At 63.9% G+C, this 13,802-nt stretch carries 16 protein-coding genes; 8 read left to right on the forward strand and 8 right to left on the reverse strand.

The annotated features are described in order from the left end of the window. The first annotated feature begins 17 nt into the window (after positions 1–17). From radA to disA, 4 genes are all read left to right on the forward strand, one after another. Positions 18–1,400: a DNA repair protein RadA gene (radA, locus tag ACNQOP_RS19110; protein WP_235520338.1), complete on the forward strand. Its 1,383-nt coding sequence runs from the start codon at positions 18–20 to the stop codon at positions 1,398–1,400. An 83-nt stretch (positions 1,401–1,483) separates the two neighbouring features. Further along, complete coding sequence (locus ACNQOP_RS19115) at positions 1,484–2,716, forward strand: glycoside hydrolase family 26 protein (RefSeq protein WP_416405465.1); 1,233 nt, start codon at positions 1,484–1,486, stop codon at positions 2,714–2,716. A gap of 86 nt (positions 2,717–2,802) precedes the next feature. Then, complete coding sequence (locus ACNQOP_RS19120; protein WP_257370305.1) at positions 2,803–3,426, forward strand: Pr6Pr family membrane protein; 624 nt, start codon at positions 2,803–2,805, stop codon at positions 3,424–3,426. 282 nt (positions 3,427–3,708) lie between these two features. Further along, the gene (gene disA, locus ACNQOP_RS19125) at positions 3,709–4,785 is read left to right on the forward strand and encodes a DNA integrity scanning diadenylate cyclase DisA (RefSeq protein ID WP_235520341.1); all 1,077 of its coding nucleotides are present in this window, start codon (positions 3,709–3,711) and stop codon (positions 4,783–4,785) included. Positions 4,786–4,825: 40 nt separating this feature from the next. On the opposite strand, the gene ACNQOP_RS19130 is transcribed toward disA, so the two are convergent. Further along, the gene (locus ACNQOP_RS19130; protein WP_416405466.1) at positions 4,826–5,533 is read right to left on the reverse strand and encodes a hypothetical protein; all 708 of its coding nucleotides are present in this window, start codon (positions 5,531–5,533) and stop codon (positions 4,826–4,828) included. 136 nt (positions 5,534–5,669) lie between these two features. Between ACNQOP_RS19130 and ACNQOP_RS19135 the strand changes: the two genes are divergently transcribed. The 3 genes from ACNQOP_RS19135 (at position 5,670) to ACNQOP_RS19145 (ending at position 9,012) form a co-directional block, all read left to right on the forward strand. Next, positions 5,670–6,620 carry an A/G-specific adenine glycosylase gene (locus ACNQOP_RS19135; protein WP_416405467.1) on the forward strand — a complete coding sequence of 317 codons (951 nt, stop codon included), beginning with the start codon at positions 5,670–5,672 and terminating at the stop codon, positions 6,618–6,620. Between the two features lie 23 nt (positions 6,621–6,643). Further along, positions 6,644–7,126 (forward strand): hypothetical protein, encoded by a 483-nt coding sequence (locus tag ACNQOP_RS19140; RefSeq protein ID WP_416405468.1) that lies wholly within the window; start codon positions 6,644–6,646, stop codon positions 7,124–7,126. A 494-nt stretch (positions 7,127–7,620) separates the two neighbouring features. After that, positions 7,621–9,012 carry a cation:dicarboxylate symporter family transporter gene (locus tag ACNQOP_RS19145; RefSeq protein ID WP_416405469.1) on the forward strand — a complete coding sequence of 464 codons (1,392 nt, stop codon included), beginning with the start codon at positions 7,621–7,623 and terminating at the stop codon, positions 9,010–9,012. Here ACNQOP_RS19145 and ACNQOP_RS19150 read toward each other — a convergent pair. Then, positions 8,966–9,760: a helix-turn-helix domain-containing protein gene (locus ACNQOP_RS19150; protein ID WP_416405470.1), complete on the reverse strand. Its 795-nt coding sequence runs from the start codon at positions 9,758–9,760 to the stop codon at positions 8,966–8,968. The genes ACNQOP_RS19145 and ACNQOP_RS19150 overlap by 47 nt on opposite strands. An 85-nt stretch (positions 9,761–9,845) precedes the next feature. On the opposite strand from ACNQOP_RS19150, the gene ACNQOP_RS19155 reads away from it, so the two are divergent. Then, the gene (locus ACNQOP_RS19155) at positions 9,846–10,358 is read left to right on the forward strand and encodes a VOC family protein (protein WP_284986845.1); all 513 of its coding nucleotides are present in this window, start codon (positions 9,846–9,848) and stop codon (positions 10,356–10,358) included. 18 nt (positions 10,359–10,376) lie between these two features. Here the strand turns inward: ACNQOP_RS19155 and ACNQOP_RS19160 are convergent, their stop codons facing one another. The 6 genes from ACNQOP_RS19160 to dhaK all read right to left on the reverse strand — a co-directional run bounded on the left by ACNQOP_RS19160 (position 10,377) and on the right by dhaK (position 13,700). Further along, positions 10,377–10,739: a VOC family protein gene (locus ACNQOP_RS19160; RefSeq protein WP_235520348.1), complete on the reverse strand. Its 363-nt coding sequence runs from the start codon at positions 10,737–10,739 to the stop codon at positions 10,377–10,379. 3 nt (positions 10,740–10,742) lie between these two features. Beyond that, the gene (locus ACNQOP_RS19165) at positions 10,743–11,003 is read right to left on the reverse strand and encodes a DUF4235 domain-containing protein (RefSeq protein WP_257370313.1); all 261 of its coding nucleotides are present in this window, start codon (positions 11,001–11,003) and stop codon (positions 10,743–10,745) included. A gap of 87 nt (positions 11,004–11,090) precedes the next feature. Then, entirely contained in the window at positions 11,091–11,267 is a 177-nt protein-coding gene (locus ACNQOP_RS19170) for a CsbD family protein (RefSeq protein WP_018780110.1), read from the reverse strand. A gap of 89 nt (positions 11,268–11,356) precedes the next feature. After that, positions 11,357–12,046 (reverse strand): dihydroxyacetone kinase phosphoryl donor subunit DhaM, encoded by a 690-nt coding sequence (gene dhaM, locus ACNQOP_RS19175; RefSeq protein ID WP_416405471.1) that lies wholly within the window; start codon positions 12,044–12,046, stop codon positions 11,357–11,359. Then, entirely contained in the window at positions 12,043–12,696 is a 654-nt protein-coding gene (dhaL, locus tag ACNQOP_RS19180; protein WP_416405472.1) for a dihydroxyacetone kinase subunit DhaL, read from the reverse strand. Before dhaL ends, dhaM begins: the two co-directional genes overlap by 4 nt. 2 nt (positions 12,697–12,698) lie before the next feature. Beyond that, entirely contained in the window at positions 12,699–13,700 is a 1,002-nt protein-coding gene (dhaK, locus tag ACNQOP_RS19185; protein ID WP_284986842.1) for a dihydroxyacetone kinase subunit DhaK, read from the reverse strand. Between the last annotated feature and the right edge of the window lie 102 nt (positions 13,701–13,802).

Consider the following 13,802-nt stretch of genomic DNA (forward strand, 5'->3'; position numbering starts at 1 on the left):
CCACTACGCTTGGACGCATGGCTTCAAAGACTTCCCGCGCATCAAAGACCCCCGCCTACAAGTGCGCCGAATGCGGCTGGACGGCCATCAAATGGGTGGGCCGCTGCGGCGAATGCCAGGCGTGGGGAACCGTCGAGGAATACGGCGCCACAGTGGCACGTACGACGGCGGCCGCCACCGTCCTGGAACCGGCCCGCCGTATCGCTGAGGTAGACGGAACAACCGCCGCGTTCCTGCCTACCGGGGTGGACGAACTCGACCGCGTACTCGGTGGAGGGCTTGTGCCAGGCGCTGTCATCCTCCTGGCCGGGGAACCCGGCGTCGGAAAGTCCACGCTGCTGCTGGACGTCGCGGCAAAGTTCGCGCGCACGGGCCAGGACGTCCTGTACGTCACCGGCGAGGAGTCTGCCGCTCAGGTGAAGCTGCGCGCCGAACGGATTGACGCCGTCGCGCACACCCTCTACCTCTCAGCTGAGACGGATCTGGGACAGGCCCTTGGCCAAGTGGAAAAGCTTGAGCCGAAGCTGCTCATTGTCGACTCCGTCCAGACGCTCAGCAGTGCAGACGTGGAGGGCAGCGCGGGCGGTGTGTCACAGGTACGTGAGGTAGCTGCCTCGATCATCGCCGCTGCCAAACGACGAAACATGACAACCCTTTTGGTGGGCCACGTGACCAAGGAAGGCACCATCGCCGGGCCGCGCCTGCTGGAGCACTTGGTGGATGTGGTGTGCCAGTTCGAAGGCGAGCGCCACTCCCGCCTTCGCCTGCTGCGGGCGGTCAAAAACCGCTATGGTGCCACGGACGATGTCGGCTGCTTCGACCTCAACGAGTCCGGCATTGAAGGCCTGGCGGACCCAAGCGGGCTTTTCGTGTCGCGCACGCGTGAACCGGTGTCCGGCACGTGCATCACGGTGACCATGGAGGGCCGGCGCCCCTTGCTCGCCGAGGTGCAATCGCTCCTTGCGGAGAGCCCCAATTCCCAGCCCCGGCGCGCCACAAGCGGACTGGAAAGCTCCCGGGTGGCCATGCTGCTGGCGGTCCTTCAACAGCGGGCAGGGTGCATGCTGCACAAGGATGACTCCTACGTTGCCACCGTGGGCGGGGTGAAGCTGACGGAACCGGCCACTGACCTGGCGGTGGCATTGGCTGTTGCCTCGGCGAAGTCGCGGAAGGCACTCCCCCAGAGACTCATCGCTTTCGGCGAAGTCGGGCTGGCCGGCGAGGTCCGTCCGGTTCCCGGAATCAACCAGCGCATCCAGGAGGCACACCGCCTCGGATTCACCCACGCGATCGTTCCGGCAAGCCCGGCGGGGGCCGGTGTGATTCCCGAGGGCTTCTCCGTGCGCGAGGTGGGCCACTTGGCAGAGGCCTTGGAGTTGCTGATTACTCAGGCATCATGATTGAGCTGCGGACCGCGGATCCCTAGGATAGGACGAAAGCGCAGCTCAGGAAGGCTCGGTGTTTGTTTTTGGGGGAGCAACCAGTGGAAGACAGCGCGTCCCGCAAGGAGAACCGCGCCGAGCTGTTGAGGGCGTTCACGTTGCCGGCGGTGATTGGCTTGGCGGTACTCGGTATAGCCGGGGTTAACTTCGCCAACTCACTGTCCCAGCGGGAGGCAGCTGCAACGCCGTCGGCCGCGGCCTGCGAAGTCACTCCGCGAAGCGAACTGGCCCCGGCGAACGGGACGTTGTTTGGCGTCAATCTGGATTACCATTCCAAGTCCTTGGCGACATTCGCCAAAGACCTGGGCCACAAACCCGCCGTCAGTGTTTCATTCACCGGCTTTCCGTTGACACCCAAGGATGAAGAAGACCTCCAGAAGGCCGTTGAGCAGATCCACGCAGACGGCCGCATGATGCTCCTGACGCTGGAGCCTGCCCAGGGCTTGAACGCCGTCACCGATGACACAGCCACGGCCTTGGCCAAGGACTTGGCGCGGTTCAACAAGGAGGGCGTCCCGGTCATCGTCCGGTTCGCGCACGAGATGAACGGCTCCTGGTACGCGTGGTCGCAGCAGCCCCAAAAATACGTGGCCGCGTTCCAGACGCTTGCCAAGGCAGTACATAGGGACGCGCCCGGTTCAGCCATGATGTGGGCACCCAACTACGGCGGCGGTTACCCCTTCGCCGGGGGCCAGTTCGAGGCCAAGCCGGGGACCCCGGAATTCGCTGCCTTGGACACTAACGGCGACGGCGCACTGACGATGAACGATGACGCGTATTCGCCCTATTACCCGGGTGATGAGGCCGTGGACTGGGTGGGCATGTCGCTGTACCACTGGGGCAACAAATATCCGTGGGGTGAGAACGAACTCCCAGAGCCCAACAAATTCACGCAGCAGCTCACGGGAACATATTCCGGCGCCAACGGTGACGACACCCTGCTGCCCGATTTCTACAACGTCTACGGCGTCCAGCACGGCAAGCCGGTAGCCATCCCTGAAACGGCGGCGCTCTTCGCTCCGTCGGCCGGAGGGGAACAGGAACTGGCCATCAAGGAGGCCTGGTGGAACCAGGTCTTCAGCCCTGCAACCCATCAGCAGTTCCCCTTGCTGAAGATGATCAACTGGTTCGAATGGGACAAGCAGGAAATCGAGGTCAAGGGCCGCGTTGACTGGACTATTTCCAACACGCCGGCCGTGCGGGAAGCCTTCACAGCTGCGTTGCCGGAATGGTTCCAGTACGGCCCGGACCAGCCCTGCCAGGCCAAGCCGTAGGGAGGCGGGCCCCACGAGCCGCTGATCCGTTAACCCTTCCGGGGTGTCGTTCCTTATCCGGCTGGACGGTAGGCAAGGATTGGTCCATGACAAAGCGGAATGTGCTTATTGGGGGACGCTTCTTCTTTGGCCTTTTGACCTTGGTGGCTGTTGGTGCGCAGCTGACGGTTCATGTGGGCTTGGGGTACGACGTCTGGAATTTCTTCTCCTACTTCACCAACCTGTCCAACATCTTCGCGGCACTTGTGCTGCTGATCAGCGGGTACAGGGTCCTGGTCCGGAAGCGGCCCAGCGAGGCTGACGACGTCACGCGCGGCACGGCCACGATCGCCATGGCCGTGGTGGGCCTGGTGTTCGGTGCTCTTCTGGCCGGGGAGGACCTCGGTTCCCTGCTGCCCTGGGTTAACTTCGTGGTGCACTACCTGATGCCCGTGGTGATGGTGGCGGACTGGCTCTTCCAGCCGCCGAGGACCACCCTCCGGCCGAAGCACATCTGGTATTGGCTGCTGTACCCCATTGGGTACCTGGCCTACAGCCTGATCCGGGGAGCTTTGGTCAATTGGTACCCGTACTGGTTCATTGATCCTGCCCGGGCCGGTGGTTGGGGTGGCGTCGTGATCTTCGCGCTGGCCATTTCCGTGGGTTTCCTCGTGGTGAGCCTGGCGATGATGTGGCTGGGCAACAAGATGAAGCGGCAAGTGGATTACTGAGTGGATTGGCCCGCGCGTAATTAACTACACCAACTTGTTATATCCGCCCACGTCAACGGGCTGCTTTCCCAAAGTGGGCCCCGCCGCAGAGCCGAATGTGGCCTCTTCCGCGGCTGCCCGAACATAACGAAATGACCCACTTTGGGGCTTGCTGGTGCGGTTAATGGCGTCCGGAAGCCCTATCATGGTGCTAGTCGTCAAAGGGGCATTTCTTCGCGTGTCCCCTGATGCCGGATTCAGCTTGTTTGTAAGCCGAGGCTTGCACCTTCGAAGGGAAACCCCATGGCCCGGAGCCCGGAAGAGTCGCTCAAGGCGACCCTGGCCAGAGTCGCACCCGGAACTCCGTTACGTGATGGCCTTGAGCGCATCCTTCGTGGACGTACCGGCGCCTTGATTGTGCTCGGATCGGACAGGACCATCGACTCCATCTGTTCCGGCGGATTCGATATCGGCATCGACTTCTCCCCCACACGTTTGCGCGAGCTCGCCAAGATGGACGGCGCCATCATCTGCGACAAGGATGCCAGCAACATCGTCCGGGCCGCAGTGCAGCTTGTTCCGGATTCCAGCATCGAAACCCAGGAATCCGGCACCAGGCATCGCACCGCCGAACGCGTGGCCATCCAAACCGGTGTCCCCGTCATTTCCGTCAGCCAGTCCATGCAGATCATCGCCCTGTACGTGAACGGATTGCGCCACGTGCTCGAAGGTTCCGAGAAGGTCCTGGCCCGCGCCAACCAAGCCCTGGCCACGCTGGAACGCTACAGCGCCAGGCTGGACCAGGTCACCAGCTCGCTTTCGGCCCTCGAAATCGAGGCCCTGGTGACCGTCAGGGACGTTGCCGTGACGCTTCAGCGGCAGGAAATGGTCCGCCGCATCTCCGAAGAAATCGCCCAGTACGTCCTGGAACTTGGTGAGGATGGACGCCTGTTGTCCCTCCAGGTAGAGGAGCTCACGGTAGGCCGCGGCCCTGGCAGCGAAGTCATTATCCGCGACTACTCGGACCCGGACGCCACCCCGGAGCAGATCGAAGAAGCCGTCCAGGCCCTCCTCAACCTTGGGCCCACGGAGCTGATCGACCTCAGCCGCATCGCCCACATCATCGGTTTCGCTGGCGGGGTGGAACAGTTGGATGCGGTGGTCCAGCCCCGCGGATACCGCCTGCTGTCCGGGCTCAAGTCCGTGCCCAAGGCTGTGGCCGACCGCCTGGTGGACTATTTCGGTGGCCTGCAGAACCTCATGGCTGCAACCATCGACGACCTGATGACTGTGGACGGCATCGGCGACCAGCGCGCCCGCACGGTCCGCGAGGGCTTGAGCCGCATGGCCGAAGCCAGCCTGCTGGACCGTTTCCTCTAAAGGCGACTGCCGCCGTCGAACGTTACTGGCGTGGAACCGCCTAGTTCAGCTGGAAGGTGGCCTTGGGGCTCGCCTTGTTTCCGAGCCTCGCCTCGAAGGTGTAGTAAGCGCCCCCGGCGCCGGGTTTGGCGTTGATCGCCGCGCAGCCTTCCAGCGTCCGGTTGCGCTGCCACGGGAAGTTGGCGACTTCGCTCTTGCCGGGCTGGATGGTCTTGATGAGGTCCACGCCGCCTGTCTGGCAGTCCTTGGAGGAGAAGATGCGGTCCGCTCCGCTCATCACCAGGTATTCCATCTGCGACGTTCCGACGTTGACCTCGCACGGAGCGGCGCCGCCGTTGGTGATGGTCATGGTCAGGAGCGGCATTTCCTCGGCACCATAGGCAGGTTTATCGGTTTTCGCGGCCACGGTCATGAGGTTGAAGTCGCACACCGGCGTTGCGGATGCCGAGGGCGATGGCGTTCCCGACGGCACTGTCCCCTGCGTCGGCGCCTGCGTGGTGTCAGGCGAAGCGACGGCTTGCGGTTCGGACTTTCCGGAAAGGGATCCGGTGATCGCAACAATGCCGGCCACCAGCAGCACGATCACCAGCAGCAGGGCGCCAAAAACAACCTGCCGACGACGGCGGTACACGGCAGGGCTCGGCCGGCGACGGTTTGTGGAGGTACTTTGTGGTGACGAACCGCGGACAGCACCTTTCGCCGGCGCTGATGAGCGCGCGGAGGACTGCTGCTTACCCTTGGTGGACATGGTTCTAGGCTAGGCTCGCAGCGGCCAGGGTTCCTAACCTCCACGCCGCTGGCGCCCAATCCGAGGCTGTGTGACGTCGGCCATGCGACTGCGCCGGGGTCGCCCCGGGCCGGAATCCACTAGAGTTGTGGGCAGTATGACACTTCCCGACACCCTCCAGCTGGCCTCGCTCCACAACGCCCTGGCCCAGTGGTTCGAGGACACGGCAAGGGACCTCCCGTGGCGTGAACCCGACTGCAGCGCGTGGGGAATCCTGGTCAGCGAAGTCATGCTCCAACAGACCCCCGTGGTCCGCGTCCTTCCGGTGTGGTTCGACTGGATGGAACGCTGGCCCACACCGGCCCACCTCGCCAACGAGCCGTCCGGAGAAGCCGTGCGCCATTGGGGCCGCCTCGGTTTTCCGCGCCGGGCACTGCGGCTGCACGCGGCCGCCGTCGCCATCCGGGATCAGCACAGCGGTTCGGTGCCCGACAACTACGACGAGCTCCTGGGGCTTCCCGGCGTCGGCAGTTACACGGCCGCCGCCGTCGCAGCCTTTGCCTTTGGCCGCCGGGAGACCGTAGTGGACACCAACATCCGCCGCGTCCACGCACGGCTCTTCGCCGGGAGCGCCCTTCCGGCACCAACGCTGACCGCCGCGGAGATGCGACTGGCCGAGTCGCTGCTCCCCCTCGATCCGGAACTGTCCGTGCGCTGGAACGCTTCCGTCATGGAGCTCGGCGCCATGGTCTGCACCGCACGCAGCCCCAAGTGCGCCGACTGTCCCGTCCGCGCAAGCTGTGCCTGGCTCGCCGCCGGTGAGCCGCCGCCGTCGTACACGCCCAAGGGCCAATCCTGGCACGGCACCGACCGTCAGGTCCGCGGAGCCGTGATGGCGGTGCTCCGTGAGGCTGCCACACCTGTCCCGCGCGAGATGTTCGAACAGGCGCCCGCCGACCTCGGCTTCGCGCCCTCGGGCATCGGCATTCCACTCGCAGCGTTGCACCGCCTCAACTCGGCGCCCGAACAGTTGGAGCGCGCCTTGGACGGCCTGCTGACCGATGGTCTTGCGGAAATGCACGACGGCGGCTTGCGGCTACCGGCGTAGGGCATCGGGCCCTACCCTGAAGCATGGGCAGAATTGGGTTGGCCTTGACGCTTGCGTGTACTGCGGGATTGCTGGCCGCGTGTTATCCGGAGCCTGTGGCGTGCCCGGCCATTGCGCGGGCTACCGGGGTGTCCGTGACCGTGGCCGCCTCCTATGCGGGCGACGTCGGTTCACTTCGGCTCAAGGCCTGCCAGGACGGTAGCTGCACGGAGAAGGTGCTGGTTCTGCAGCCGGGCTCAGCTGCCGTCGACCAGGGCTGCTCGCCGGAGGGTGTCTGCTCAGCGACGTCCTCCCATGACAGGACCCTGCAGGGCTTCATGGAGTTGCCGGCATTATCCGAAGCGCCCCTGGATGCGACGGTGAGCGGCACATCCATTTCCGGTGACGCCTTGCCAGTGCATACCCTGACGTTCACTCCGAGGGGCGACTTCCCGTTCGGCGAACAGTGCGGGCGGATTATTTCGGCGGCGGTGGTCCTTGATGCGGCGGGGCTACGGCAGGGGTAAAAGTATCGAACGGCGCCGTTCCTCTAGCGATTTGATTTAGCCAGCGGTATTCTCGTGTCATTCCGCCCGAGTCGCCGCCGGGCCTGCCCCTGCCGGCACCTGCGTCACAGTGTCCTTCGCGGCCTGGAAGGATGCCGGGTACCGCACACCTCTCTCGCTGGCAGAATGTGATGCCTGGATGGAGGCACTGCTGGACAGCTCCTGGATATCCCAGGCATACCGTTGCAGGTGCGCGACGGGAGCAGCCGGGGAGGGAGTGGTGTCCTACAGGGTCTTCCTCGACGCAGCGCATAAGCCGGTCCCGAAGCCTGCGGAGGTTGCGGCGGAGGGCTACCGACCCTTATCCCCGGTCAATTTCGCATCGTGAAAACTTGATTCCGATATTAAACACAGAGCGCCTCTGGAATTAGCAATCCGGAAACAAGGCACTCATAGCGTCTTGTGTGATCCCGGCCGTGACCCTGCACGGCCCCATGCACAGATAGGCGCACTCCTTGAAGATCCATGCACCTGAAACAGCCTCAACTCCAGCTGCGAAGAAGCCCTTATACAAATCCTTGTTCTTCCAAATCCTGATGGCGGTGGTAGCGGGAATCGTCATCGGGTACCTGTGGCCCAACATCGGGTCCGCGCTTCGCCCGCTGGGCGATGGCTTCATCCAACTCATCAAGATGATCATCGCGCCGCTGATTTTCCTGGTCATCGTCACTGGGATCTCAGCCGTGGGAGACGTAAGAGCCGTCGGCCGGGTGGGCGTGAAGGCCCTGGTCTACTTCACCGCCGCTACACTCTTCGCGCTTGCTTTTGGGCTGGTAGTGGCCAACGTCGTGCAGCCGGGCGCCGGCCTGAACATTGACCCCGCGTCCTTGTCCGAGGATGCCGTGAACGCCAAAACCACCACGGCCCCACCCAAGGATGCCGGACAGTTCCTGCTGGGCATCATCCCCACAAGCGTGGTGGGGGCGTTTGCCTCAAACTCACTCTTGCAGGTGCTGTGCTTCGCCGTCTTCTTTGGAGCAGCAATCGTGGTGGTGGGGCGGGAGAAATGCAAGCCGGTCATTGACATCATGGAAACCACGTTGGAAATCTTCTTCAGGATCATGGCCTGGGTCATGCGGGTGGCTCCAGTGGGTGCGTTTGGCGCCATGGCCTTCATCATCGGCCAATACGGGCTTAGCTCCCTGAGCACCTACGCCCTCCTGGTGGCAGCATGCTACGGCTCTGCCCTGATCTTCATCGGCTTGTTGTTTGTAGTGGCTTGGGCCTACCCTCGTGTTCCCCTGTGGCAGTTCATCAAATACTCGCGCGAAGAGTTCATGCTGGCGTTGGGCACGGCCTCCACCGAATCCGTCCTCCCTCGCATCATGACCAAGCTGACCAACGCCGGCTGTTCCCGGGCAACCACGGGACTGGTGGTTCCCACCGGATACTCTTTCAACCTCGACGGCGCGGCACTCTACCTGTCGATCTCCCTCCTCTTCCTCGCACAGGCCTTCGGGCACAACCTGGATCTGGGTCAGCAACTGGCCGCACTGGGCATTCTCATGCTGACCTCCAAGGGCATGGCCGGAGTCCCGGGATCAGCCTTCCTGGCCCTCTCGGCCACGGCTGGAGCCCTGGGAATCTTCCCGGTTGCAGGCGTGGCACTCCTGCTGGGGGCCGACCGGCTCATGGACTCCATGCGGGTTGTGGTCAACCTGCTTGGGAACTGCGTCGCCACTTTTGTGGTCTCCAAATGGGAGGGTCAATTCGATCGCGAGGCAATGCTGGCAGCTTTCCGCGGGGAGACCACGACCCCAGAGGAAGGGGACGCAGTCGCCGAACCGACTGTGCCAACGCTCAGCAGTCCGCAGCCCCGGCTGACCGCCGGTACGAACTCGGCGTGAAGCCCAGGAACTTCCGGAAGTCGTTGGTCAGGTGCGCATGGTCCGCATAGCCAAGTTCGACGGCGATCACGGCAAGGTCCGCTGTTGGATCGGACCGGGTGCGTTCGGCCGCGTCCTGCAGCCTTCGGCGACGGATGAGGGCGGAGGGACTCAACCCGATGTATTTTTTCGCGATCCGTTGCAACGTTCGCGGGGACACCGCAAGGAGCGATGCCGCATCTTCGATCCTGACAACCTCGGGGTCGGTCGCGATGATGTCCATCATCCGGTTCGCTAGCAGCGCCTCGTCGGACAACGCCACATCCAGGGAAACCAGCCACGCAACAAAGGCTTCCACTGCCCGCCCACGGCGGGTGCCGCCGTCGTGCGTTTCCATGGCCGCTGAAACGGCGGTGTGGAGGTTATGCAGGTCCAGTGCGAGACCTGTGTCGCGGAGGGTCTCCGGAGCATCGCTGAACAGCGGAACTGCGGCCGGTCGGAGCAGGGCTCCCACTGCCCATCCCTTGCCGCTCAGGTCACGGTACGCGGCGCGGGTGGTGGGGCCGGAGAATTCAACCACATCACCTTGCACCACCAGATTGGAGGTGGGGTAGGCGATCAGGTGTTGCCGGGACGATCGGCCAGGTTCGATGTCCCACTCGGGGATCCAGAACCACTGGACAAGGTGCGCCACCGGCTCCGGCGCAGGAAGCCGGTGGAAGGTGGGCAGCCGGGCGGGATAGAGGATGCCTTTGAACGAATCCGTCATTGGAGCCTTCCCGGAACCCAACCCCTCGCGAACCCGTCGCGAATCTCCAAGCGCTGGCCCCTACCAGGCACATAGCGTCATATCCATGACAGATACTACAAGCACAGAAGCCGCCACCGCCGCCAACGGCGAGCACACCACGCACGGCGTCCCGAAAGGGTTGACCAGCCTCACGCCGTTCCTTGCGGTGTCCAACGCCAAGGAAGCGATCGCGTTCTACCGGGACGTGTTCGGCGCCAGGGTGGTGGGCGAAACCGAGATGGGCGGGGTGGTGGTCCACGCGGAGCTCGACTTCGGAAACGGCCACCTGCAACTCGGCGAACCCAACCCCGAATACCACTTGGTCCCGTCGCCCGAGGGCGAGGACGACTGCTACTCCTTGGGCCTCTACTGCTCCGACGCGGACGCCCTGGTCCGCAAAGCGGAGCAAGCCGGTGCAACCATCAGGGAGCCGTTGAGCACTTTCGTTTCCGGCGACCGCTACGCAAGCCTCCGGGACCCCTTCGGCGTCCGGTGGTCCATCATGACCCGCGTCGAGGACCTCTCAGAGGAGGAAAGCAACCGTCGCGTCGAAGAGTGGGCGGCGCAGCAGGGCTAGGCCCAAGAAGGGCCGGCCCTAGCTCAGGCAGAGGCAGAAGGGGTGTCCGGCAGGATCAAGGAACACCCTGAACGTCTCGCCTGGCTGGTGGTCGGCCTTGCTGGCGCCGATGGCAAGGACTTCTTCTTCAGCCTTGTCCAGGTTGTCCACCACGACGTCAAAGTGCATCTGCTGCGGGATTGTCTGGCCCGGCCAGACGGGCGCCTGGTACACATCAACCTGCTGGAAGGAGATGCAGTTGCTGCCGTCCTCCGGGCGCACGTCGTACCAGTCGCCGTTCTCGTTGGAAACGTGCCATCCGAGCAATTCCGCGTAGAAGGCTGCGAGCGCTGCCGCGTCGGGGCAGTCGATGACAACGCTGGGGTGCTTGGCAATAGCCATGTTCTAGACCTCGTCTGCTGTTTTCTTCATGCGGGCCAGGGCGCTCTTGGTGCCCCGTTGGGTAAGTACGTGAACAACTGCGCCAACACCGGCGGAGACCACGGCGAAGACCAGGACGCCCGGCAGGGAGTCGTTCAGGTCCGTTCCGTCCTTCGGGGCGGGCTTGCCGGTCTTCTTCTCCCAGAGGCCTTCCAAAGTCTTGTTCGCGATGGCACCTGCGCCGAGGCTGACAGCAATGCCGAACAGTTTTACCAGAATGTTCACGAAGATCCTCCATTAAATAGCGCCTCGAAGCGAGGCCTCCCACAGCAAGACAGGGCCGCTGCAACCGCAGCGGCCCTGTCCACATTCCTAGTCCTTCTTGAAGGCGTCCTTCACCTTCTCGCCTGCGCCCTTGAGGTCGGCTTTGACCTGGTCGCCCTTGCCCTCAGCTTCGAGGCCTTTGTCGTCCGTCAGCTTGCCGGCAGCTTCCTTGGCCTTGCCGCCGAGCTTCTCGCCGGCATTCTCCATCTTGTCGTCAGCACCCATGTCGCACCTCTTTCTTCGTAGGAACCTTGTACCTCTACAACATCACTAATCAGCATACTTAGCAATATCTTGGTCGAAAAACTGCCTGGTTAGAGCTCGCCAAAACCCTCTTCAACCAGTTTCCGCACGTAGTCCACAGCCCTCTCGGCATCCTTCCCACGGGCTTCCACATGCAGCTCGGATCCCTGCCCCGCTGCGAGCGCCATCAACGCCATAATGGACATGCCGTCCACTCCGTTGACGGTCACGTCCGCGTCCATTCCGGACAGGCCGCCGGCGATCTTCGCCGCCGGACGCGCATGCATTCCCAAGGGGTTGATCAGGGTAAAAGTCCCGCTGGCGTCAGGTTCAGCAGTGCCTGTGTCGGCAGCTTGGGTTGCAGCCACTGAACTTCCACTGAAAGTTACGGCTTCGGCCGCTTTGAGCACATCCTCGACGCCGGCACCTCCCTGGGCAGCGACGGCGGCGGCAACCAGTCCCTCGACCAACGGCGCGTCGGCCAGCCGCACAGCGTCGGGAGCGCTGGCGAATTCCACCGCAGATTCGGCCGTCATCACGGCCGAGCCCAGGTCCGTGAGCACCACCACCCCGTCACCACCGGAATCAACCAGTGACTGCTCGACGGCGGCCAGCACCTTCTCCAGGCTGGTACCGATCCGGTCGTCGTCGGTTCCCCCGGCGGCGACGAGTTCGACGTCGGGCGCCATCTGGGCGGCGAGTTCCACTGCACCTTCAGCGATTTTGCTGCTGTGCGAAACCACCACGATTCCCACCGTCATGCGTCGCCGGTTCCTGTGCCGTTGCTGGCAGCTGTTGCGGCTGCCCGCAGGAGCAGCGCTGTTGATGCGGCACCGGGGTCGCGGTGCCCGGCGCTGCGCTCCCCCAGGTAACTGGCCCGACCCTTCCGGGCCACCAGTTCGTCCGTGGATTCGGCTCCGGCCTGGGCGGCTTCAGCGGCGGCGTCCAGGACCTCCCTTGGGTCTTTGCCTGCGGCCGCTGCCTTCTGTGCGGCTTCGACAGCTGGAGTCCAGGCGTCGATCATGGTTTTGTCGCCGGGTTCCGCCTTGCCGCGGGCCACTACGCCGTCCCGTGCTGCGGCGAGCGCCGCGGCCAGGGCTTCGGCGTCCACGTCCGCCAGATCGCCCAGCGAGGTAGCGGCGCGCAGGTACGCCGTTCCATAGAGCGGTCCGGCCGCACCACCCACCTTTGACATGAGGGTCATCGCCGCCACTTTGAGTGCCGCACCCGGCGTCTCAGGTGGGGCTTCCTCCAGTTTGGCAACAACCGCCTGGAAACCCCGGTCCATGTTTTCGCCGTGATCAGAGTCGCCGATTGCTCGATCCAGTTCGATCAGCTCCGTGCGGTGCCGGGCCATGGAGTCGGCGGATAGTTTCAGCCATTCCACGGCCCAGTCGACGCCCAATCCCATGCTCAGGCACCCCACCGCAGGGCTGCCGTGTGGACGGGCGCGTCCCAGAGCCTGGTCATCTCGTCGTCCAGGCGCAGCACGGATACTGAACAGCCCTGCATCTCAAGCGAAGTCACGTAGTTTCCCACCAGCGAGCGCTCCACCGTGGCGCCCCGTTCGGCGAGGACCTGCGCGGCCCGGCGGTACACGATATACAACTCACTCTGCGGGGTTCCGCCCATGCCGTTGACGAACAACAGGACCTGGTCACCTGAAGCGATCCCCAGATCCTCCAGAACGGGCTCCAGCAGCCGGTCCGTAATGGCGTCGGCGCTTTCCATGGGGATCCTGTGCCTGCCCGGTTCGCCGTGGATGCCGATTCCGATTTCAATTTCGTCATCGGCCAACTCAAAGCTCGGCGTCCCCGCGTGCGGCACAGTGCAGCCGGACAGGGCCACGCCCATGGTCCGCACGTTGGCCACAACACGTTCGGCCATCGCTGTGACAGCGTCAAGGTCATCCCCGCGCTGGGCGGACGCGCCGGCGATCTTTTCCACCAGGACGGTTCCACCCACTCCGCGGCGTCCTGCCGTGTACAGCGAGTCTTCCACGGCGACGTCGTCGTTCACCAGCACCGAACGGACGCGAACGCCTTCAGCCTGGGCCATTTCCGCAGCGGTTTCGAAGTTCAGCACGTCACCGGTGTAGTTCTTCACGATGTGGACGACGCCGGCACCCGAGTCCACCGCGACAGTCGCCGGAATGATCTGGTCGGGTGTGGGAGAGGTAAAGACCGCGCCGGGCACAGCGGCGTCGAGCATTCCGAGTCCCACAAAGCCTGCGTGAAGGGGTTCGTGCCCGCTGCCTCCGCCGGACACCAGGGCAACTTTGCCCGCTACCGGCGCTGCCTTCCGGACAACGAATTTGGGGTCGGGATGGACGTCCACGATGTCGGCATGGGCCATGCCAAAACCTTCGACGGACTCGTCCACCACGGCGCGTGGATCATTGATGAGCTTTTTCATTGGATGCTCCTGGGCGTGCTGTGGCTGGTGCTCTGACCCTACTACCGGCGGGCGGGCCCACGGTAGGTCCCGAGGCGAAGGGACGGCAGTTAAATGGTGGAA

Source organism: Arthrobacter sp. LFS091, assembly GCF_047977885.1.
Classification (GTDB): domain Bacteria; phylum Actinomycetota; class Actinomycetes; order Actinomycetales; family Micrococcaceae; genus Arthrobacter.

What these genes read in the sequence shown, in the direction of transcription:
- radA (WP_235520338.1), top strand. Translation starts at nt 18, where the DNA reads ATGGCTTCAAAGACTTCCCGCGCATCAAAGACCCCCGCCTACAAGTGC.
- ACNQOP_RS19120 (WP_257370305.1), top strand. Translation starts at nt 2,803, where the DNA reads ATGACAAAGCGGAATGTGCTTATTGGGGGACGCTTCTTCTTTGGCCTT.
- disA (WP_235520341.1), top strand. Translation starts at nt 3,709, where the DNA reads ATGGCCCGGAGCCCGGAAGAGTCGCTCAAGGCGACCCTGGCCAGAGTC.
- ACNQOP_RS19130 (WP_416405466.1), bottom strand. Translation starts at nt 5,533, where the DNA reads ATGTCCACCAAGGGTAAGCAGCAGTCCTCCGCGCGCTCATCAGCGCCG.
- ACNQOP_RS19135 (WP_416405467.1), top strand. Translation starts at nt 5,670, where the DNA reads ATGACACTTCCCGACACCCTCCAGCTGGCCTCGCTCCACAACGCCCTG.
- ACNQOP_RS19140 (WP_416405468.1), top strand. Translation starts at nt 6,644, where the DNA reads ATGGGCAGAATTGGGTTGGCCTTGACGCTTGCGTGTACTGCGGGATTG.
- ACNQOP_RS19150 (WP_416405470.1), bottom strand. Translation starts at nt 9,760, where the DNA reads ATGACGGATTCGTTCAAAGGCATCCTCTATCCCGCCCGGCTGCCCACC.
- ACNQOP_RS19155 (WP_284986845.1), top strand. Translation starts at nt 9,846, where the DNA reads ATGACAGATACTACAAGCACAGAAGCCGCCACCGCCGCCAACGGCGAG.
- ACNQOP_RS19160 (WP_235520348.1), bottom strand. Translation starts at nt 10,739, where the DNA reads ATGGCTATTGCCAAGCACCCCAGCGTTGTCATCGACTGCCCCGACGCG.
- ACNQOP_RS19170 (WP_018780110.1), bottom strand. Translation starts at nt 11,267, where the DNA reads ATGGGTGCTGACGACAAGATGGAGAATGCCGGCGAGAAGCTCGGCGGC.
- dhaM (WP_416405471.1), bottom strand. Translation starts at nt 12,046, where the DNA reads ATGACGGTGGGAATCGTGGTGGTTTCGCACAGCAGCAAAATCGCTGAA.
- dhaL (WP_416405472.1), bottom strand. Translation starts at nt 12,696, where the DNA reads ATGGGATTGGGCGTCGACTGGGCCGTGGAATGGCTGAAACTATCCGCC.
- dhaK (WP_284986842.1), bottom strand. Translation starts at nt 13,700, where the DNA reads ATGAAAAAGCTCATCAATGATCCACGCGCCGTGGTGGACGAGTCCGTC.